The organism is Frigoribacterium sp. PhB107 (assembly GCF_003751515.1).
In the GTDB taxonomy this organism is placed as follows: domain Bacteria; phylum Actinomycetota; class Actinomycetes; order Actinomycetales; family Microbacteriaceae; genus Frigoribacterium.
Window position 1 is genome coordinate 40,794 of the sequence record NZ_RJKU01000001.1, and the last position, 19,879, is coordinate 60,672.

Annotated in this window: 18 protein-coding genes; 16 read left to right on the plus strand and 2 right to left on the minus strand. The window is 70.0% G+C overall.

Features of this window, described 5'->3' with window-relative positions:
- Window positions 1–118: 118 nt before the first annotated feature.
- Window positions 119–463, plus strand: coding sequence for a DUF4234 domain-containing protein (locus EDF18_RS00160; RefSeq protein ID WP_123545358.1), 345 nt, complete (start codon window positions 119–121; stop codon window positions 461–463).
- Between the two features lie 216 nt (window positions 464–679).
- Entirely contained in the window at window positions 680–1,129 is a 450-nt protein-coding gene (locus tag EDF18_RS00165) for a G5 domain-containing protein (protein ID WP_199732281.1), read from the plus strand.
- Between the two features lie 133 nt (window positions 1,130–1,262).
- Here EDF18_RS00165 and EDF18_RS00170 read toward each other — a convergent pair whose 3' ends face one another.
- A complete protein-coding gene (locus EDF18_RS00170) occupies window positions 1,263–1,904 on the minus strand; it encodes an SHOCT domain-containing protein (protein WP_123545360.1) in 642 nt (213 codons plus the stop codon).
- 373 nt (window positions 1,905–2,277) lie between these two features.
- Here EDF18_RS00170 and EDF18_RS00175 point away from each other — a divergent pair, with 373 nt between their 5' ends.
- The 11 genes from EDF18_RS00175 to EDF18_RS00220 all read left to right on the plus strand — a co-directional run bounded on the left by EDF18_RS00175 (window position 2,278) and on the right by EDF18_RS00220 (window position 14,503).
- Window positions 2,278–3,882 carry an ABC transporter substrate-binding protein gene (locus tag EDF18_RS00175; RefSeq protein WP_123545362.1) on the plus strand — a complete coding sequence of 535 codons (1,605 nt, stop codon included), beginning with the start codon at window positions 2,278–2,280 and terminating at the stop codon, window positions 3,880–3,882.
- Window positions 3,879–4,949 carry an ABC transporter permease gene (locus EDF18_RS00180; RefSeq protein WP_123545364.1) on the plus strand — a complete coding sequence of 357 codons (1,071 nt, stop codon included), beginning with the start codon at window positions 3,879–3,881 and terminating at the stop codon, window positions 4,947–4,949. The genes EDF18_RS00175 and EDF18_RS00180 overlap by 4 nt, the downstream gene beginning before the upstream one ends.
- Window positions 4,946–5,884 carry an ABC transporter permease gene (locus tag EDF18_RS00185; protein WP_123545365.1) on the plus strand — a complete coding sequence of 313 codons (939 nt, stop codon included), beginning with the start codon at window positions 4,946–4,948 and terminating at the stop codon, window positions 5,882–5,884. The genes EDF18_RS00180 and EDF18_RS00185 overlap by 4 nt, the downstream gene beginning before the upstream one ends.
- The gene (locus tag EDF18_RS16530) at window positions 5,884–8,169 is read left to right on the plus strand and encodes an ABC transporter ATP-binding protein (RefSeq protein WP_158614585.1); all 2,286 of its coding nucleotides are present in this window, start codon (window positions 5,884–5,886) and stop codon (window positions 8,167–8,169) included. The genes EDF18_RS00185 and EDF18_RS16530 overlap by 1 nt, the downstream gene beginning before the upstream one ends.
- An 11-nt stretch (window positions 8,170–8,180) precedes the next feature.
- Window positions 8,181–8,405 (plus strand): hypothetical protein, encoded by a 225-nt coding sequence (locus EDF18_RS00195; protein ID WP_148050014.1) that lies wholly within the window; start codon window positions 8,181–8,183, stop codon window positions 8,403–8,405.
- On the plus strand, window positions 8,402–10,564 hold the full coding sequence (locus EDF18_RS00200) for a CocE/NonD family hydrolase (RefSeq protein ID WP_233568910.1): 2,163 nt from the start codon (window positions 8,402–8,404) through the stop codon (window positions 10,562–10,564). Before EDF18_RS00195 ends, EDF18_RS00200 begins: the two co-directional genes overlap by 4 nt.
- 98 nt (window positions 10,565–10,662) lie before the next feature.
- A complete protein-coding gene (locus EDF18_RS00205; protein ID WP_123545369.1) occupies window positions 10,663–11,304 on the plus strand; it encodes a TetR family transcriptional regulator C-terminal domain-containing protein in 642 nt (213 codons plus the stop codon).
- Between the two features lie 400 nt (window positions 11,305–11,704).
- Window positions 11,705–12,040 (plus strand): hypothetical protein, encoded by a 336-nt coding sequence (locus tag EDF18_RS00210; protein ID WP_148050015.1) that lies wholly within the window; start codon window positions 11,705–11,707, stop codon window positions 12,038–12,040.
- Between the two features lie 59 nt (window positions 12,041–12,099).
- Window positions 12,100–12,693 (plus strand): DUF5819 family protein, encoded by a 594-nt coding sequence (locus EDF18_RS16095; RefSeq protein WP_148050016.1) that lies wholly within the window; start codon window positions 12,100–12,102, stop codon window positions 12,691–12,693.
- Window positions 12,690–13,643 carry an HTTM domain-containing protein gene (locus EDF18_RS00215; protein WP_123545372.1) on the plus strand — a complete coding sequence of 318 codons (954 nt, stop codon included), beginning with the start codon at window positions 12,690–12,692 and terminating at the stop codon, window positions 13,641–13,643. The genes EDF18_RS16095 and EDF18_RS00215 overlap by 4 nt, the downstream gene beginning before the upstream one ends.
- Entirely contained in the window at window positions 13,643–14,503 is an 861-nt protein-coding gene (locus EDF18_RS00220; protein WP_148050017.1) for a serine hydrolase, read from the plus strand. Before EDF18_RS00215 ends, EDF18_RS00220 begins: the two co-directional genes overlap by 1 nt.
- A gap of 70 nt (window positions 14,504–14,573) precedes the next feature.
- Here EDF18_RS00220 and EDF18_RS00225 read toward each other — a convergent pair whose 3' ends face one another.
- Window positions 14,574–17,093: an FN3 domain-containing metallophosphoesterase family protein gene (locus EDF18_RS00225; RefSeq protein ID WP_123545376.1), complete on the minus strand. Its 2,520-nt coding sequence runs from the start codon at window positions 17,091–17,093 to the stop codon at window positions 14,574–14,576.
- A 306-nt stretch (window positions 17,094–17,399) separates the two neighbouring features.
- On the opposite strand from EDF18_RS00225, the gene EDF18_RS00230 reads away from it, so the two are divergent.
- The 3 genes from EDF18_RS00230 (at window position 17,400) to EDF18_RS00240 (ending at window position 19,803) form a co-directional block, all read left to right on the plus strand.
- Entirely contained in the window at window positions 17,400–18,245 is an 846-nt protein-coding gene (locus EDF18_RS00230) for a MerR family transcriptional regulator (protein WP_123545378.1), read from the plus strand.
- Window positions 18,242–18,961, plus strand: a complete 720-nt coding sequence (locus EDF18_RS00235; RefSeq protein WP_123545379.1) for a GPP34 family phosphoprotein — start codon at window positions 18,242–18,244, stop codon at window positions 18,959–18,961. The genes EDF18_RS00230 and EDF18_RS00235 overlap by 4 nt, the downstream gene beginning before the upstream one ends.
- Before the next feature lie 107 nt (window positions 18,962–19,068).
- Window positions 19,069–19,803: a small multidrug efflux protein gene (locus EDF18_RS00240; RefSeq protein ID WP_233568911.1), complete on the plus strand. Its 735-nt coding sequence runs from the start codon at window positions 19,069–19,071 to the stop codon at window positions 19,801–19,803.
- Window positions 19,804–19,879: the final 76 nt, after the last annotated feature.

A 19,879-nucleotide genomic window follows, 5' to 3' on the forward strand; every position in this document is an offset into this window, starting at 1 on the left:
GCTGCTCACGCCTAGTAGACGGCTGCACGGGTCCTGGAGGGCGAGCACTAAGCGATGGGCCTCCGCATCCCCGAACGGGGGCGCGAAGTCATAACCGACTAGACGGTACTTTTCGCAGATGTCGAACAATGTTCACCTCCAGCGTCGCTCTGCTGCGGCCGTCTTTTTCTTGCCTCTCGTCACCTTCGGGATCTACTCCATCGTCTGGTACGCCAAGACTCGCGAAGAGGTGAACGCGAGCGGTGCGAGTGCGATCACGACCTGGTGGATCCTCTGCCCCTTCGGTCTGTTCTGGTACCTCTGGTCGCTAGCCAAGGGCATCAACGTCGCCACGGGGCTCGGAACTGGTGGGAACTACGCGCTGCTCCTCCTTCTTGGCGGCATCGGCCAGGCCATCGTGCAGGCGCGCATGAACAGTGCCCAGGCTGGCGCCCCGGTCGCCGTCACGCCGGCGATGGCCTAGATCCCCGTGTCTCTCGCGATGAAACGCTGGTGGAACGGTCTGACGAACAAGGGGCGTCTCCTGACGGGAGCTGGGGGAGTCGCCGCCTTGCTCATCGCCGGGGCTCTCATCGCCCCGGACGGCAGCAGCGGTTCGGCGTCTGCCGACACTGCTGTCCAGAGGACAGAGTCGGCCAGCCCCACGCCGACGCCGACGCCGACGCCGACACCGACGCCCGTGGTCACCACGGAGAGCGTCGACGTCAGCGAGGCGATCCCGTTCGACGCCGTCACGGTCGACGACGCGGGACGCGACATGGGACAGGACGCCATCACCACGGCCGGTCAGGACGGCACTCGCGTCAAGACGTACGAAGTCACCTACACGGACGGCGTCGAGACGTCGAGGTCGCTGGCGAGCGAGGCCATCGCGGCGCCTCCGGTCCAGCAGGTCACGAGCAGGGGGACCAGGCAGCCCTACGTGGCGCCGGCACCCGCACCTGCCCCGGCGCCCGCTGCCCAGGGCTGTGACTCGAACTACTCAGGTGCTTGCGTGCCGGTGGCCTCCGACGTGGATTGTGACGGCGGCAGCGGCAACGGACCCGCATACGTGCGGGGTCCCGTGAGCGTCGTCGGCTCCGATATCTACGACCTCGATCGCGACGGCGACGGCATCGCCTGCGACTGAGCGTTCCGTCGCGCACTCGAACGGACCATCGGACCATCGGACCCGAACGTTTGGGTAGGTGCCTGCCCGGTGCCGCATGGACATCGTGGTGTTCGGCGCCAGGCGCAGTGTTTAGACGAAGTCCTTAGTTGGACTACATGCGAGAAAGCAGGTCCGCTTTCTTGGCTGAGAATTCCTCCTCCGTGAGGATGCCCTCATCGCGCAGGGCCGCGAGTCGCTTCAGCTGAAGGGTCGTGTCCTGCTGCGTCGACTTCTCCAAAGGTTCAGGAGAGGCCGGCCACCGGTCCGAGATGAGACCCGACACAAGGGAGAACGCTTGCTCACTGATCGACGATGGGCCTACAGGCTCAGCCGGTGCAGAGCCGACCGGAACGGCCAAGTCCTGGACCGGTGCGATCGATCGCTGGTCGCGTAAGAGGAGTTCCAGGTGCTTGAAGAGGCTCTCTGGCAGCTTCAGCAGGGACTGCTTGCCATCGGCCCAATCGACACGGACCGTGTGCTGGGGGCGGATGGTCGAGTCGAGCGTCGCCCCCACGGCGGCGGATGCGCCCTTGCCCAGGAACTTAGGCAGCAGAGCGCCAGCGACGGCCTGTCCGACCGTGCTGATGGCGCTGTTGCCGGTGCCTGAAGGAAGGTCCTCCCAGGCCTGGACCCGCTCGGCGTCGAGCTTGCGCCACTTGAATCCAGACTGAATGACCAGGCCGCTTCCGATGGGTGCCACCGTGACCACGCCATCAAGGAAGCTGCCACCGACAACCCGACCATTCATCACCATGTCGTCACCTTAGTGGGGTGGGAAGTCTTGACCAGCCTCATCACCTTGGGGCAAACGAGACCGCGCCGAGTGCAACTCCTCACGGTGCCGCACAACATCGAAGCCGTTCCCGAGGGTGGCCACCTCATTCACGCCCGAAATTGGGAACAGCTATGCGAAAGCCCATCGGGCGGGCGCCGCCTCGTGTAACGAGTGCGTGAAGCTTCGGGGGCGGGAGGGGGAGGGCGCGAGCCCCGCTCGAGGCCCGTAGCTGCGGGGATCGCGGGGTGCAGAGTGCGCACGCAGGTGCCGCCTCCTACGGTCTGACGGCCTCGCGGCAGGGACGTAAGTCCCTTATCGTTCAGCGGAACGATAAACGGAAGGCCATCCCCGCATGACACCGATCGTCCCTGAACACCGATCCGGCCTGAGCCGGCGCACCGTGCTGGCCGGCGCCGCCGGGCTCGCCGGGTTGGGCCTGCTGACCCTGTCGGGCTGCACGCCGGCGCGGAGCAACCCGACCATCCCCGAGGCCGCCGCCGTTGGCACAGCGAAGAGCGGCGGAAGCCTCCGCATCGCCCGACCCGCCGCCTCCGCTGCGGAGACCCTCGACTCGGCCAGCTCCCTCTCGGCCTACGAGTACCTCGGCGCCCTCTACAACCGCCTCGTCAAGCTCGACGAGCAGGGCGTCACCGTGCCCGACCTCGCCGAGGAGTGGTCCGCCACCCCCGACGGCGTCACCTGGACCTTCCGCCTGCGCCAGGGCGTCACGTTCCACGACGGACGCCGCTTCACCGCCGCCGACGCCATCTACTCGATCGAGCACATCCTCGACCCCGACACCGGCTCGCCCCAGGGCGAGGTTCTCGCCGCCATGATCGGCCCGGGCAGCATGAGCGCCCCCGACCCGCTCACCCTCCGCTTCGAGCTGCTGACCGCCAACGCCGAGTTCCCCTCGCTGCTGACCGCGTACCAGTGCTACATCGTCCCCGAGGGCAGCGCCGAGCCCGGCGACCCGAACGGGATCGGCACCACCGGCATCGGCACGGGGCCGTTCAAGCTGAGCAGCTTCGAGCCCGCGGGCACGGGCAGCATCGAGGCGTTCGAGGACCACTTCGCCGGATGTCCGGTGCTCGACGGCATCGACTTCTACTCGATCCAGGACACGACGGCGCGCGTCAACGCCCTGCTCGCCGGCCAGATCGACCTCATCTCGCAGACCAACCTCGACTTCGCCACCGCCCAGGTCGTCAGCGCCTCGAGCACCGCCACCGTCGCCCGCTCCGCCAACGCGCAGTGGTACACGATCCCGATGCTGTTCACCTCCGCCGAGTTCAGCGACCCGCTGGTCCGCCAGGCCATGAAGCTCGCCTACGACCCCCAGGCCATCGTCGACACCGCCCTGCAGGGCACCGGCTCGCCGGGGTGGGACAACCCCGTGCCTCCCACCCAGGCGGTCTGGCTCGACGAGCAGCGCCAGCACGACCCCGACAAGGCCCGGGCACTGCTCAAGCAGGCCGGTCGCGAAGGCTTCCGCACCGAGATCTACACATCCAGCTACGAGTCGGTCTTCACCTCGATGGCCGTCGCGTACCGCGACCAGGTGAAGGAGGCGGGCATCGATCTCGTCGTGCGCAACGCCTCCTCGGACTCGTACTACACGCAGATCTGGATGCAGAAGCCGCTGATGGTCAGCTACTGGTTCACCGGCCGCCCGATCGACCAGCTGCTGAACCAGATCTTCCGCACCGGCTCGTCGTACAACGAGAGCGCCTGGTCGAACCCCACCTTCGACGGGCTGCTCGACTCCGCCCGCGCCGAGATGAACGACGAACGTCGCCGGATGCTCTACCAGGACGCCCAGCGCGTCATCGTCGAGGACTCCGCCGACATGACGCCGATGTTCGGCGACCGCCTCGTCGGCCTCGGCCGGAACGTCGTCAACTACCGCGAGTACGGCTTCGAGTTCGACTACCTGCAGATCGGACTGCGCGCATGAGTACCGAGATCACCAGCCCGCCCACGCCGCCGGGTCAGCCGCGTCCGTCGTCGGGCCTCGACAAACAGAGCCGAGGAGGCGCCCGCCCAGGAGGCGCGGCCGTCACCACCGCTCTGCTCGTGCTGCGCCGGGTCGGCACCGCCCTGCTCACCGTGCTGCTCGCCTCCTTCTTCGTGTTCTTCGCGGTGCAGGCGCTGCCCGGCGACGTCGCTCAGCAGCTCCTCGGCCAGGACGCGACTCCCGACGCGGTCGCCGCGCTGCGCGAGACGCTCGGCCTCGACCAGAACGTCTGGGCCCGCTACGGCCAGTGGCTCGTCGGCGCCAGCCACGGCGACTTCGGCATCTCGCTGGTCAGCGGGGCTCCGGTCGGGCCCGACCTGCTCGTCGCGTTCCGCAACAGCATGTTGATCGCCGTGCCGGCCCTGCTCGTCGGCGTGACGCTGTCGCTGACCCTCGGCGTCGTCGCGGGCGTGCGCCGAGGCCGCCCGAGCGACCACGCCATCTCGCTGATCAGCCTGATCGTGATGAGCGTGCCCGAGTTCATGGTCGCCACGATCCTCGTGCTGCTGTTCGCGGTCGCGATCCCGATCTTCCCGGCCGTCGTGCTGCGCGGCGACAGCGCCACCGTGACGGAGCTGCTGCCGAGCGTGTGGCTGCCCGCCATCGTGCTGACCCTCGCCATGGCGGCCTACATCGTCCGGACGGCACGCTCGTCGACCATCGACGTGATGGCCTCGGAGTTCGTCACCACCGCCGAGCTCAAGGGCCTCTCGACCCGCCAGGTCGTCTGGCGCCACGCCGTGCCGAGCGCGCTGCTGCCGACCCTCAACGTCGTCGCCCTCAACGTGGCGTGGCTGCTCGGGGGAGTCGTCGTCGTCGAGAACGTCTTCAACTACCCGGGCATGGGCAAGCTCATGCTCGAGTCGGTCTTCAACCGCGACCTGCCCACCATCCAGGCGATCGCCGTCGTCAGCGCGCTCGTCTACGTCGTCTGCAACCTCGCGGCCGACCTGATCGCCCTCGCGCTCGACCCGCGGCTGCGCACCCGACGGAAGGCCCGCTCATGAGCACGATCACGCCTCCTCCTGCTCCCGCTTCGTCCCCGGCCTCGGCCTCGGCTGAGGGCAGGGCCCCGATCGCGACGCGGCTGCGCTCGGTCTGGACGGGTCTCGGCAGCAGCATCAGCGCCTCCTCGGCTCTCGGCATCGGACTGGGGCTCATCGCGCTGCACGTGCTGCTCGCCGTGCTCGCCCCGCTGATCTCGGGACACGACCCCGTCATGACCGACTCCACCGCCGCGCTCAGCGGCGCGAGCTGGTCGCACTGGCTCGGCACGGACCAGTACGGCCGCGACATCCTCTCGCGCACCCTGCACGGCGGGCAGTACGCGCTGCTCGTGACGTTCCTCGCGACGACGATCGCCGTCGGCATCGGCACGGTGCTCGGCTGCGTCACCGCCTACGCCGACAACTGGTTCGACGAGGTCGTCATGCGGATCGTCGACGCGCTGCTCAGCGTGCCGTCGATCCTCGCGCTGCTCGTCGTCGTGACCGTGTTCGACTCGGGGCTGTGGGTCATCGTGCTCGCCGTCACCGTCGTCTACGCACCGGCCGTGACGCGCGTGGTCCGCGGAGCCGCCCGCACCGTCATCACCCAGGACTACGTCACCGCCGCCCGCGCCCGCGGCGAGGGAGCGCTCAGCATCGTGTTCCGCGAGATCCTGCCGAACGTCACCGACGTGGTGCTCGTCGAGTTCGCGATGCGCGCCTCCTGGATCGTGCTGCTGATCTCGACGCTGTCGTTCCTGGGGTTCGGCGCGAACCCGCCGACTCCCGACTGGGGGCTCATGGTGCAGGAGAACCGCACCGCCCTCACCGTCGTGCCGCTCGGGACCCTCGCCCCCGTCGTCGCGCTCGCCACACTCGTGATCGGCCTCAACCTCAGCGCCGACGGACTCAGCAAGACGTTGGGCGTCGACCGCGCCCAGAAGGGGGCGATCTGATGACCGCTCGCATCGGAACGGCCGGGCACACTCCTGCGGGCGCTGATCCGTCTCGTGACGGATCAGGCCTGCGGAGTTCAGCCGCACCTCCTGCGGTCGCATCTGGCGCTGCGGAGGGGGCGAGCCGAGGAGGCGCGGGTGCGGTCGGCGAGACCGCCCGCGACCTCGTCGTGCGCGTCGACGACCTCTCGATCTCGTACTCCGCCGGACGCCGCGAGGTGCCCGTGGTGCGCGGCGTCAGCTTCGACATCGCCGCCGGTCGCGCACTCGGCCTCGTGGGCGAGAGCGGAAGCGGCAAGTCGACGGTGGCTCGGACGCTGCTGGCGCACCTCCGACGGGGCTCGCGCCTCGTCGGCGGCAGCGTCACCGTGGCCGGTTCCGACGTCTTTGCGCTCGACGAGCGGGCCCGCCGTGCGCTGCGCGGTGGCACCGCCGCGCTCGTCGCCCAGAACGCCGGACAGGCGCTGACTCCCTCGATGCGCGTCGGCCGACAGCTGCGCGAGGCGCTCGAGAGCCACGGACTGCCCGGCGGCCACGAGCGCGTGCTCGAGCTCGTCCGGCACGTGCGGCTGCCCGACCCCGAGGGGATCGTGCGGCGGTACCCGCACCAGCTCTCCGGCGGGCAGCAGCAGCGGATCGCGATCGCGATGGCCGTCGCGGCGCGTCCCAGGCTGCTCGTGCTCGACGAGCCGACGACCGCGCTCGACGTCGTCACGCAGTCCGCCGTGCTGGAGCTCATCCGCGACCTCGCCGTCGAGCTCGACATGGCGATCCTGCTCGTGAGCCACGACCTCGGCGTCGTCTCGAGCATGGCCGACGAGATCGCCGTCATGCGCGACGGTGTCGTCGTCGAGCACCGGGCCACCGCGGACCTGTTCGCCGACCCGCGCGACCCGTACACGCGGGAGCTGCTCGCGAGCATCCCGCGCGTGGGCGGTGCCGACGACGCTGACGCTGCTGACCACCATGAACCGGGTTCCGAACCAAGAACCGGGATAAAACGCGGTTCATCGTTCGAAACGCGGTTCTTGGCGCGGGCGAGTCGCGTGGTGGGCGGTGCCGGGGACGGCGCCGCGCCTCCTGCGGGTGAATCTGCTGCCGGCGCTGCCGGTGCTGCCGGTGCCGCGGGCGCTGCGAGTGACTTGACGCGTTCCGGACACCATGACGCGGCACAGCGCGGCACGCTGTCCGGAACGGGGCACGAAGGAGGTGCGGGTCGCGCTGCCGGGACCGGGCACGCTCCGGGTGCGGTGCGGGGGACCAGCGTTCCCGGCGGCGATGCACCCTCGAGTGGACCGAACACCTCGTCGTTGCGGGGTGCATCGTCCACTGCGGGGTTCGCGGGAGGTACGGGTCGCGCTGACAGCGCTGATCACGTCTCCGAGACCGCCGGCAGCGAACGCGCGGAGGCGGTCGTCGTCGCTCGCGAGCTGGTCGTGCGGTACGGCCGCGGGCTGCCCGCGGCCGTCGACCGGGTGTCGCTCGAGATCGGGCGGCGGGAGACGTTGGCCGTGGTGGGGGAGTCGGGCTCCGGCAAGTCGACACTGGCGACGGCGATGGCGGGGCTGATCCCGGCGGAGTCGGGGTCGTTCACGTTCCGCGGCGCGGACGGCGTCGAGGGCGACCTCACCCAGCCCGTCGCGAGGCGGACGGCGGAGCTGCGGCGGTCGGTGCAGCTCGTGTTCCAGAACGCGGACACGTCGCTCAACCCGCGACGCACCGTCGGCGCTGCGATCGCTCGGCCGCTGACACTGTTCACGGGGCTGACCGGCTCCGCCCGGGCTGATCGCACTGCCGAGCTGCTGGTCGAGGTCGGGCTGTCGCCGGACTTCGCCGCACGCCTGCCGGCCCAGCTCTCGGGCGGTCAGCGCCAGCGCGTCGGCATCGCCCGCGCGCTCGCCGCCGGCCCCGAGCTGATCATCGCCGACGAGATCACGACCGCGCTCGACGTGCGGGTGCAGGCGGGGGTGCTCGACCTGCTGACGGGGCTCCGCGACGAGAAGGGGCTGAGCTGCCTCTTCATCAGCCACGACCTCGCGGTCGTCCGCGGCGTGGCCGATCGCGTCGCCGTCATGACGGGCGGACAGATCGTGGAGGTCGGCCCGGCCGACACCGTGTTCTCCGGCCCGAACCATCCGTACACGCAGACGCTGCTCGACGCGACGCTCGACCCGGGCACCACCGAGCTGCCGAGCGTCGGCGACGGCCGCCCGCGCTGGCGCGACGCCGAGGGCTGGGACGACCACGGCGACGGACACCGGATCAAGCGCTGGGAGGCGATGTGAGGGAGAACGACGTGACCAGGGGGGCCGTGGTGGGGACGCGCGGTGCCGAGCGATCCGGCACGAGACGGATCGACGTCGGCAGGGGCGCGGTTCGGACCAGCGTGCACGGCGGGGTGCAGCTGCACGACCGCGCCGGCGACGAGGAGGCGGAGGGCGGCATCGCTGCGGAGGCCCACCTCCTGCGCCGCCTGCGTGAGCGCGAACAGGGCCGACGTCGGGACGGGGGCGCGTCGTGAGCGGGCAGGACGAGCAGCGCGCCCCGCATGCACACGGCGACCAGCGCGCGTACGGCGCCCAAGGGCGCCAGGCCGACCAGGGGCGCCAGGCCGACCAAGGGCGCCAGGGCGACCGGTCCGCCAGTCGCCACCCGCGCCTCCTTCGCGACACCGAGGCGCTGCATGAGGTCGACGTGCGCGACGAGTGGGTGCCGCTGCCGGACGGCACTCGGCTGCACGCACGGATCTGGGCGCCGCGGGTCGAGCGCCCCGTGCCGGTGCTGCTCGAGTACCTGCCGTACCGGCTCGACGACTGGACCGCTCCGCGCGACAGCGAGCGGCACCCCTGGTACGCGGCGCGGGGGTACGCGTCGGTGCGGGTGGACATCCGGGGCACGGGGTCGAGCGACGGGCTGTTCGACGACGAGTACTCGGTGCAGGAGCTGGACGACGGCATCGCCCTGATCGAGTGGCTCGCCGCCCAGCCGTGGTCGACGGGCGCCGTGGGCATGTTCGGGATCTCGTGGGGCGGGTTCAACGCTCTCCAGCTCGCCGGTCGCGCCCCCGCCGCGCTCAAGGCGATCGTCACCGTGTGCTCGACCGACGACCGGTACGACAACGACGTCCACTACATGGGCGGCGCGGTGCTCGGCATCGACATGGCGGCCTGGGGAGGGACGATGTTCGCGTTCAACTCCCGTCCGCCGCGGCCCGAGGTGGTCGGCGCCGACTGGATCGCCCAGTGGCGTGAACGCCTCGAGCACAACGTGCCGATGACGCCGACCTGGCTCGCCCACCAGGAGCGCGACGACTACTGGCGGCACGGCAGCGTGTGCGAGGACTACTCCTCGATCACGGCCGCGGTGCTCGCCGTCGGCGGCTGGGCCGACCCGTACCGCGACGCCGTGCTGCGGCTCGTGTCGAACCTCGATGCCCCCGTCAAGGGGATCGTCGGGCCGTGGTCGCACCAGTACCCGGACCGCGGGCTGGCTCCGGGGCCGGGCATCGGGTTCCTGCAGGAGACGCTGCACTGGTGGGACCGCTGGCTGCTCGACGAGCCGAACGGCGTCGACGACGAGCCGGCGCTGCGGGCCTGGATCAACGACTCCGAGCCTCCCGCGACGTTCTACGCCGAGCGGACCGGCCGCTGGGTCGCCGCCGAGGCCTGGCCATCGGAGGCGACCTCGGCTCGGGTCGAGTCGCTGTCGCTCGCCGTCGGCGGCGAGCACGGACCGGTGTCGGTGCGCTCGCCGCAGAGCACCGGACTCGACGCTGGACGCTTCTTCCCCTTCGGCAACGCCACCGACCTGCCGCCCGACCAGCGCGGCGAGGACGGACGCTCGGCCTGCTTCGACCTGCTGGCCACGGGGGCGCCCCTCGACCTGCTGGGGAACGTCGTCGTCGACCTCGCGCTGACGAGCGACCGGACGTCGGCCACGGTCATCGTGCGGCTCTGCGACGTCGCCCCCGACGGCAGCTCGACGCTCGTCACCCGCGGGGTCCTCAACCTGAACAAGCGGCACGGTCGCGATCAGAACGTCCCGATGGAGGCGGGGGTCGAGGAGGTCGTGCAGGTCGCCTTGGTCTCGACCGGACATTCCTTCCCGGTCGGCCACCGCCTCCGGGTGGCGGTCTCGTCCGCCTACTGGCCCTGGATCTGGCCGCACCCCGACGAGGCGACCCTGACGATCGACCCGCGGCACAGCTCGGTGACGCTGCCCGTCTGGACACGGCACGGCGACGACGGCGTGCGGTTCGAGGCGCCGACCCGCGCGACCCCGCTCGCCGTGCGCGCGCTGCCCGCCGCGTCGGACCTGCCGCAGCGCAGCGTCTCGCACGACGTCGGCACGGGCGAGTGGGTGCTCGATGTCGACCCCGGCTACGGCGGCGGACGCGCCTATCCCGACGGGCTCGTCTTCACCGAGGACAGCCGCGAGACCTACCGCATCACCGACGGCGACCCGCTCTCGGCCTCCGCGGAGTCGCGCTGGGCCATCGGGCTCGAGAAGCCGTCGTGGAAGGCGTGGCTCGAGACGACGTCGCGGCTGACGGCGACCCGGGACGAGTTCGTCGTCGTCAACACCGTGCAGGCGTGGGCTCGGGACGGCGGGCCCGAGGCGCCGGTCGTCGTCGTCGCGGAACGCCGGTTCGAGGACCGGGTGCCGAGGACGTCGGCGTGAGCGGGGTCGGGGACGGGAGCGGCGCCTCCTCGGCTGCGCCTGCGGGTGTGTCTGCGAGTACTCCTGCTGCTGCGGGCGGGGCTCGGCAGAAGCCGGCCGTGCGACGGGCGCTGATCGTGGAGGCGGCGCGCGGCGTCATCCTGCGCGAGGGGCTCGGCGGGACGCGGCTGCGCGACATCGCGGGGGAGGCGGGCGTCTCGGTGGGCACGGTGACCTACCACTTCGAGAGCGTCGCGGAGATCCTCAACGAAGTCGTCGTGCTCGAGACGGCGCGCTTCTACTCGTCGATCATCGAGGCTGTCGACGCCGAGCCGGACCCGGTCGCCGGCGTGCGGATGCTCGTCGAGCCGCTCTTCGCCGCGACGGACGCGAGCGACGAACACTGGCGGCTCTGGTCGGACTACTGGACGGCCGTCGCGCGGAAACCCGCGGTCGCCGCAGAGTACGTCGAGCGGATCCGCGTCTGGGAGGCGTGCCTCACGCGGACGCTCCGGCGCGGGGCGGAGTCGGGCGCGTTCCCGGCGCTCGGGTCCGCGGCAGGAGCTGCGGGCCCGGATGGGGCCGGGGCTGCTGGTCCGGACGGCGCCGATCGCGCGTCGGAGGTGGCGCTCAAGCTCGCCGCGTACAGCGACGGGGTCGCGACGCAGCTGGCGCAGAAGGCTCCGGGGCTGACGTCGGAGCTGGCGTCGACGTGGATGTGGACGTTCCTCGGGCACGAGACGGGCGCCTCCTTCGCCTGAGGCCCTTCTGGAGGGTGCTGAACCGGCACGAAGCGCTCTCGCAGCGGCTCGCGACGACCGTCCGTGCCGGTTGACGCCGCGCAGCAGGGACGAGAGGCCCCGAATCGACCTTCCGAGGGGCTCGGGGGTCGATTCGGGGCCTCTCGAGGGAGGGCGTGCGGAGTCTAGGGCTGGCGTCGGCGGGCCAGGGCGACGAGCGCCACCGCTCCGCTCAGCAGCACCTGGCCTGTGGGCGCCATTTCTCGGGGTCGACGGGTTCGCCCTTGCGCCTCCAAGTAGGTCGGCGCGCTCCCGGCTCGATCAGGGTGCGCGGCTCTGGGGCCCAGATCTTGGCCGTAGACAGACAGGTCTGAAAGTGCTACATATAGAACTCGTATTTCAGCAGATTGGAATTCATAAAATGAAGAAAAATCAGAAACTCGGTTCATGCTTGGTAGTCGCCATGATGTTCGGGGGCGTCCTAGCTGGCACCCCAGCGAATGCCGCTCCCACTTCGTACGAGCAGACGTCTGCCATGGCGGAAGCTCTCAACGATCCGGCCAGCACGGAGTCAGGCGTCGACGAGATGGCGCCCCGTCGTCTGGTGGGAGTCGCGAGAGCGATGGCCATCGGCTTCAAGGCGGCCAAGGCACCCCAGGCCGTCGGCAACATGGCCCGACTGGCTAGTGTCCTGGGCTTCATGTCGGCGACGCCTCTCAATTCTCCCGACGTGGAAACCGCCTACTTCGATCGATAAGTCGTCCAGATGGGGTTCACCCGAAAGGGTGAGCCCCGTCGCTCCTCGAAGGAAGGTTCATGCGAAAAGAACTTGGTGCTGCGCTCGGCTTGAGCGTCGTTATGACTTTCACACTGAATGCACTTGTGCTCGCCGGACCTGTTACCCCGATCCGATTTGACGTTGGACCGGTCGCGCAACTACCTAATCCGCACTTTTCCCAGAACTGGCAGTTGTTCGCGCCGGATCCCGTGAGCGACGAGCGCGGGGTCGTGGCACGACTCCGCTGCGACGGCGATCCCGAAGCGTGGGTTGATATTTCCTCGCCGGCCATCGCAGAGACTCAAGGAACTCGACTGTTCCCGTCAAGGGAGAGCCGGATCGTCAGCAGTGCTCTCGTCGAGCGATTCGCGAGGGACGACATCGCGCAACGACTCTCGGAGAGAAACGCTGAGGATCTCATTCCGGACGACGGCGCGGCCGGTAAGCGGGCGGAGCGCCTTCTTGCTCGGTACGCCGCTCGTGTGACCGCCTGTTCAGGCCAATCACCATTGAGACCAACCGCGGTGCAAATTCGATACGTGACCCGTTCGCTCCCGCCTTGGTCGACTCGAATGGACTTGAGCACGCGGGGAGAAGTGCATGTTCTCGACTCCAAGTGGATCGTCCTGTGATTTCTGCCTTGAGGACGCGAGCCGATTCGATTTCCGAGTGGATGACCGGTGCGGCTCGGGCCACGACAGCGCTGAGCCTCATGAGAGCCGTGATCGGGTTCACTTCCCTCGCGCTGTACCTTCGCCACTACACAGATAGGGCCCTTTTCTTCGGGCCGGACGGCGTGTACGGGCAGCAGGTGATCTCTGACTATGCGGCCAGCATAGGGACATTCAGTCTCTACTCCGCCTCATCGTCGCCCGTTGTTTTCGAGCTCATCTTCCATACCGGCATCGTCATGGCCCTCCTTGTGCTGCTCGGTATCGGCGGGCGGGCCGTCCTGGCTGCCCACTATGTGTTGCTTTGGTCGCTGTACATGGCAAACCCCTCATTCATGGATGGCGGGGATGCGCTCACGGCGACCGCGATTCCCTTTCTCCTGCTTACGCGGTGTCATTCGTCATTCGCAGTGAGGAGACGAGGACGAGAGCGGGCTGAGAGCGCTACCGTCGCAGTCTGTAACAACACTGGGTTGCTTCTTCTCGCGGTCCAGGTCTGCATCGTCTATCTGATGGCTGGCCTGTACAAAGTTCAAGGAGATCTTTGGCAGGACGGTACGGCGCTTTACTACGTCCTGAATGTTCCGGAGTTCTTCCTCCCCGGTGTCACGCCCCTACTCATGCAATCTGACTGGCTTCCGGTTCTTGGCGGATACGCCACGGTCTTAGTTTCTGTCTTCTTTCCTGTGTTCATCGTCTTTCGTGGAGGACGAATCGCCGCAGTGACAGCCATGCTTGTTTTCCACCTTGCCATCGGCGTCCTCATGGGCCTCACCTCCTTCGCTCTCGTGATGGCCGCATACGACATGCTCTTCGTCAATGGTCACATCGAGCGCTTCCGCGTTCATGTACGGAAGCTCATCGAGGCGTGGCGGCCCCGGCCCGATCCGGACGCTCGAGGAGGTGCGTGATGAGAGATTCCCTGAAAGCGTCTGGTGACTGGCGCGCGAGTGTCCGTGCTGCGGCCGACAGTGCCTGGGTCGAAGACCGGGGGGCCGCGGGGCCCTACGCAAGGGCTTCGCTCTTGGAGTGGGGCAGCATCACCAAGGGGCTGGTCGGCACCACCGCGTATCTGACCCTCGACACGAATCGTCGTGTGGCAGACCTGCTGCCCGAGTACCCGGACGCCGAGTACACGGTCGCGGACCTGGTCCACCACACCTCGGGCTTGCGGCGCTTGCCCACGAACATGCGGGGTGGTCTCGTGCGAGACCCCTACCGGGGCACAGTCGGTCGGCCCCTGTCGCCCGAGGACGTCCGACCTGAGGGCGGAGCGTGGGGCGAGTACCTGTACTCGAACACCGGGTACGCCCTGCTCGGCAGCATCTTGGATCGCGTGCACGGAGACTGGTTCGGTGCGGTCCAGGAGCACGTTCTCGTCCCGGCCGGCATCACCACGGCCACTGTGACCCCGAGAGCCCACGACTGCATCATGCCGTCGCTCTGGTTCGGGCGGCCGCTCGCGCCGTGGCAGATGGCCGGGTCTCCCTACGCCGCCTCGGGTGGCATGTGGTCGACCTTCGAGGATCTGTGTCGGTACGCGGACTGGGCCCTAGCCCACGACGCCGGACCTGAGCGGACCGTCAGCTGGCAGCGAGAGGGGGTGACGATGTGGATCAACGGCGAGGTGCGTGCCTCTGGTGCGGCCATCGTCTCCGCTGGCGGCATCAGGGCCGCGGCTCACGCGCTGGCACAGGTACCGAACCGATCCGACCAGATCGCAACTGCCCTCATAGCCCGAGCACTCGCTGGTGCCCAGCCCCCGGGCTGACCACGAGGCGCGAGGGGCGCCGGCTGCCGCACGGGTGCGGCAACTCGACGCCCCAAGGGCGAGCTGCGGGCTACGCGCGGCGGCGGCGGGCCCGGATGACCAGCGCGAGGCCGGCGAGCAGCACCAGCAGCGCTCCCGCGGCGAGGGGGAGGGCGTCGCTGCCGGTGAAGGCGAGCGCGCCGTCGGCCTGCGCCGTGGTGGTCGAGCCTCCGGCCGACGTGCCCGCACCCGTGTCTGCACCGGTGCCCGAACCAGCACCGCCGGCACCCGGCGTGCCGGGCAGCGGGTCGGAGACGGCGGTCAGCTCGAAGGTGCCCCAGGTCTCGGCGCCCGTCGCGTCGGTCTGGCCGACGAGGGTGTGGGTGCCGGCTCCGAGGCCCTCGGGGAGGCGCAGCGTGAGCACACCGTCGTCGTCACTGGGGTCGTCGCCCAGGTAGACTGGCTCCGAGTGGACGAACCAGTCGAGCGCCGCACCGGCGAGACGACGCGGGACGGTCGCGGTGAGCGTGCCCTCCGCCTCGTCGACGGCGGTGACGACCAGCGTGTGCGTCGCCTCCGTCAGCTCGGAGAGCGGCACCGCCGTCGGGTCCTCGTCACCGGTGCCCGGGTCGACGGGCGGCGTCGTGGGGTCCACCGGAGGCGTGGTCGGGTCGACGGGAGGCGTCGTCGGGTCGGTCGGGTCGACGGGAGGCTCCGTCGGGTCGGCCGGACGCGACAGTGTGACCTCGTCGACGACGGCCATGTCGGTCGTGCGGTACGTCGTCATCGCGATGGAGTCGGCCGTCACCTCGACGTTGGTGAAGTTCGGCGTGTACTCCTGGTTCTGCACGGCGCTGAAGTCGAAGTCCTGCGACTGGATGTCGTAGTACTTGCTGCCGCTCGACGAGTTCGCCGTGACGTAGAGCACCTCGTCGCCCTCGGGCGCGACCGTACCGTCGACCGGCTCGTCGGTGTGCACCGGCGTCGTGCCGCTCATCAGGTAGCTGCGGACGTACACGTGGTCGTGGCCCATCAGCACCAGGTCGACGTCGAGCTCGCTCATCACGGGCGGCAGCTCGGCGCGGCGGGTGACGATGTCGCCGTCGGTCGCGTGCGAGGCGACGCTGTAGACCGAGTGGTGGAACGTCACGATGGTCCAGCGGGCCTCGTCGCCGTGCTCGGCGATCACTTTCCGCGCAAAGTCGGCGTGGCCGGCGTCGTCACGGTCGTTCGAGTTGAACGAGATGTAGAGCGTGTCCTGGTAGATGAACCAGTAGTCGCCGCCGGCCCGGGCCGCGTCGGGACGGCCCGCCGTCTCGCTGACGTTCGGCATCGCGAAGTGCTGCTCGTACGCCTTGCTCGCGACGTCGTGGTTGCCGATGTTGGTCGCGAACGGCAGCGTCTTCGTCTGCGACGGCGCGAGGAACCCGTCGTACTGCAGCTCGTTCGACGCCGTGTTGACCTGGTCGCCCGCGCTCAGCACGAAGCTCGTGTCGGGGAACTCGCCCGACGCCTTGCCCATCGTCTCGACCCAGCCGGCCGTGTCGCGTGCGGTCTCGCCCGCGCCGATCTGCGCATCGCCGATGAACAGGAAGCCGTAGTCGCCGGTCGCCTGCGTCTCGAAGACGTACGTCTCCGACCAGCCGTCGGCGTCGCTGCCGACCCGGTAGCTGTACGAGGTGCTCGGCACGAGGCCGGTCAGCGTCGCGTGGTGCCAGTTCTGCCCGTCGGTCGCCACTCCGCTGGTGGAGGCGAACGAGGAGGCGCGGGCCGGGAAGACGCCGCCCGTCACGTCCTTCGTCAGCGCGAGCTGCGCCTCCTCGGCGCTGGTCGAGTCGGAGTACCACGACACCGCACGCTGCGACTCGTCGGCCCCGACATTGAGGAACACGTCGCTGATGGTGGCCTCGGCGCTCGCCGAGACGGGGGTCAGCGAGAGGAAGTCGAAGTAGATGTCCGAGCTGGTCGAGCGGTCCTGGTAGAGCGCGACCGAGACGGTGTTCTCGCCCGCGTGCAGCAGGGCCGGGTCGATCGTGAACGTCGAGCGGTCGGGGTCGCCGCCGCCGTCGCCCGCGTAGCCGACGTTGCCCTCGAAGTCGGCAATGCGGGAGTCCTCGTAGCCGACGACCTTCGTGCCGTTGACGTACACGACGAGCGCGTCGTCGTAGACGACGTCGGCGGTCAGCGACTTCCAGCCCGCGAGCTGGTCGGCGGTGAGCTCGAGCGAGGAGCGGAAGAAGTAGGTCGGCACGTCGACGGTGCCGCCCGGCAGGTACTGCTGCAGCAGGGTGTCGACGGCGTAGCCGCCGCCCATGCCGGTCGCCTTGCCGCCCTTGGCGCCGAAGCTGCCCTGGGCGTTCTTCCACTGGGAGTCGTCGAAGTCGTCGGCGGTCCAGCTGAGCGGGTCGGTGCTGCCGGCGGACGGGTCGACCCCGGTCTCGAGGTAGCTCCACGCGGTCGACTCGGTGGTCAGCAGCGGGACGGCGTCGTCGGCGCGGGCCGACGTGACGGTGCTCGTGGCTCCGACGGCGGTGGCCGTGACGAGCAGGAGCGCCGCGGCGACGCGGGCGCGGTGGCGCGGGCGTCGTGCGGCGGTGGGGGTGGTGGTCATCCTGGTCCTTCGTGATCGGGGAGGCGCCTCCCCTCGTTCAGGGGCGGGCCTCGGGCATCAGAGCAGGGCGATGTGGACGACAGGTGTAGCGGGGGTGACATGTGTCGCCGACGACCGGCGTCGTCGAGTGGGCGGATACGGTTCTCCTCCGGTCAGGGGGGACCGTTCTCGACCACTCGGCTGAGGGCGGGCTCGACCGGTCGGCGACTTCTCGGGGGATCGCTTGACCTTGCCCCAGGGGCACGGTTTCTACTTGTGGGTAGTCGGCGACGAGCGCCGGCGACGACACCGACGAGGAGGCGCCCCGTGGCCTGGAGCACCCGCCAGCTGGCCGAGATGGCCGGCACCACCGTCAAGAGCGTCCGGTACTACCACCAGCTCGGGCTGCTCGAGGAGCCGGAACGGCTCAGCAACGGCTACAAGCAGTACGAGGTGCGGCACCTGGTCCGCCTGCTGCAGATCACCCGGCTCACCGATCTCGGCGTGCCGCTGGCGCAGATCCAGGCCGTCGGTGGCGCGGGTGACGACCCCGACGCGGCTCTGCGCGTGCTCGACTCCGAGCTGGAGACCACCATCGAGCGGCTGCAGCGCGTCCGGGGCGAGCTCGCGCTGATCCTGCAGCACCGGGCGCCGGTCGACCTGCCCGCCGGGTTCGGCGAGGTCGGCGGCCACCTCAGCGACGCCGACCGGGCGCTCGTCATGATCTGGTCGCGGGTCTTCGACGAGCCGGCGATGGACGATCTCCGGACGATCCTGCGGGACGAGCCCCGCACCTCCGACGACGACGCCTTCGACGCGTTGCCCGCCGACGCCGACCGGGCGACCCGCCGTCGACTCGGTGCGGCGCTGGCGCCGGGCATGGGCCGGCTCTTCGAGCAGTACCCGTGGCTGGCCGATCCGGGCGGGCACGCCGAACACGGTTCCGCGACCTCGACAGCCACCGTGGGCGCGGCCGTGACCGAGCTCTACAACCAGGCGCAGCTCGAGGTGCTCTACCGCGCGTACCTCGTGTCGGCAGGCAAGGACGACGACCTGGCGGTGCTCGAGGCCGCGCTGGACGCGGCGGAGGGTGCCGAGGGCGTCGCACCTTCGCCTGCTCCTGCTCCCGCTCCTGCTTCTGCTCCCGAACACGACCCGAGGACACGACCATGACCGAGACCGACCCCACCACCACCTCGCCCTTGCTCGCCGAGGACGTGCTCGTGCTGCTCTTCGACCCGGAGTCGGGCACGATCCGCTCGGAGGGCACGCCGCTGCTGCACACCCTGGCGGGCGCCGTCCTCACCGAGCTTGCCCTCGACGGGTCGGTCACGGTCGACGAGCACGGGTCGGGGCTGCGCGGACGACTCGTCCACGCCGTCGAGGGACAGGAGCCCGTCGACCCGCTGCTCGCGACCACGTGGCAGCGCCTGGCCGAGAAGTCGACCGACCTGCGGTCGCTGCTGCTCGAGATAGGCCCGCGGCTGCGCGGGCCGGTGATCGATCGGGTCGTCGAGCGCGGAGGGCTGCGCCGCGAGAGCCGCAAGACGCTCGGGTTCATCCCGACGACGGCGCTCGTGGACGGCGGCACCGGGCGACGGGACGAGCTGCTCGCCCTCGTGCGGCCGGTGCTGCTCGACGGCCAGGAGCCGTCGCCGCGGTCAGGGGCGCTCGCCGCCCTGCTGTCGGCCAGCGGCGCGCTGCCGGCGCTGCACCGCGACCTGCCCTGGTCGGGCGCGCTCTACACCCGCGGGCAGCAGCTGCAGCGCGGCGAGTGGGGCGCCGCCGCCACCGGCGAGGCCGTGGCTGCGTCGGCTGCCGCGGTCGCCGCCGCCGTGCTCTCGAACTCGCTGTTCGTCAGCGTCGTGCTGCCGTCTCTGCGCGACTGAGCCGCTGCTCGGCCTCGCACCCCTCCTCCTGCCCTTCCTGCTCTTCTCTCCTCTTCTTTCACTTACCCCTTCTTCCCGTCCTGACGACCCCGCCCCTGGAGACCGCCATGTCCTTCTTCGTCCACACCGCCTCCTCGGCTGCTGGCACCTCGGCCGCCACGACCGCCGGCGGACCGTTCGCCTGGTTCCAGGACCTCGTCGGCCAGGTGCCCGAGGTCGTTCAGCCGCTCGTCATCGCCCTGGCCGGTGCCGTCCCGTTCATCGAGGGCGAGGGAGCGTCCGCGCTCGGAATCATCGGCGGCGTGCACCCGTTCGTGGCCGCCCTCGCCGGGATCGTCGGCAACCTGCTCTGCGTCGTGGTCGTCGTGCTGCTGGGGTCACGAATAAGGGAGGCGCTGGTCCGGAGACGTGCCGGTCGCGGCGCTCAGGTGGCCGGGGCCGCGGATCCGAGCCCGTCGGCCGCGGGCGTCGGTGTCGGCACCGTTGCGACTCGTGGCGGTTCGGTCGCCTACGCCGCCGCTCCTGGGTCAGCGGGGGCCGCCGCGTCGACTCCGGCTGCCGGGGCAACTCCGGACCCTGTCGCGGCCGGGTCGGTCGAGGCGACGGAGGCGGTGCCCGAGAAGAAGGGCAAGGCGCGGCTGCGGCGCTGGCTGGTGAAGTTCGGGGTGCCCGGGGCGAGCCTCCTGGCCCCGCTGGCGCTGCCCACCATGTTCACGGCGGCCACGTTCGTCGGATCGGGAGTCTCCAAGGGCTGGGTCATCCTCTGGCAGGCCGTCGCCATCGTGGTCTGGACCACGCTCATCACGCTGCTCGCGACGGGTCTGATCTCCGCGATCGGCTAGCTGCCTCTGCTTCCCTTCCTCGCTGGGCCGGTGAACCGGCAGGAAGTGCTCTCGACGGGGCTTGAGAAGTCACTTC

Bases quoted from the DNA above. Each gene is read 5' to 3' on its own strand.
- EDF18_RS00160 (WP_123545358.1), top strand. From the start codon at position 119: ATGTCGAACAATGTTCACCTCCAGCGTCGCTCTGCTGCGGCCGTCTTT.
- EDF18_RS00170 (WP_123545360.1), bottom strand. From the start codon at position 1,904: ATGGTGATGAATGGTCGGGTTGTCGGTGGCAGCTTCCTTGATGGCGTG.
- EDF18_RS00175 (WP_123545362.1), top strand. From the start codon at position 2,278: ATGACACCGATCGTCCCTGAACACCGATCCGGCCTGAGCCGGCGCACC.
- EDF18_RS00180 (WP_123545364.1), top strand. From the start codon at position 3,879: ATGAGTACCGAGATCACCAGCCCGCCCACGCCGCCGGGTCAGCCGCGT.
- EDF18_RS00185 (WP_123545365.1), top strand. From the start codon at position 4,946: ATGAGCACGATCACGCCTCCTCCTGCTCCCGCTTCGTCCCCGGCCTCG.
- EDF18_RS16530 (WP_158614585.1), top strand. From the start codon at position 5,884: ATGACCGCTCGCATCGGAACGGCCGGGCACACTCCTGCGGGCGCTGAT.
- EDF18_RS00210 (WP_148050015.1), top strand. From the start codon at position 11,705: ATGAAGAAAAATCAGAAACTCGGTTCATGCTTGGTAGTCGCCATGATG.
- EDF18_RS16095 (WP_148050016.1), top strand. From the start codon at position 12,100: ATGCGAAAAGAACTTGGTGCTGCGCTCGGCTTGAGCGTCGTTATGACT.
- EDF18_RS00220 (WP_148050017.1), top strand. From the start codon at position 13,643: ATGAGAGATTCCCTGAAAGCGTCTGGTGACTGGCGCGCGAGTGTCCGT.
- EDF18_RS00225 (WP_123545376.1), bottom strand. From the start codon at position 17,093: ATGACCACCACCCCCACCGCCGCACGACGCCCGCGCCACCGCGCCCGC.
- EDF18_RS00235 (WP_123545379.1), top strand. From the start codon at position 18,242: ATGACCGAGACCGACCCCACCACCACCTCGCCCTTGCTCGCCGAGGAC.
- EDF18_RS00240 (WP_233568911.1), top strand. From the start codon at position 19,069: ATGTCCTTCTTCGTCCACACCGCCTCCTCGGCTGCTGGCACCTCGGCC.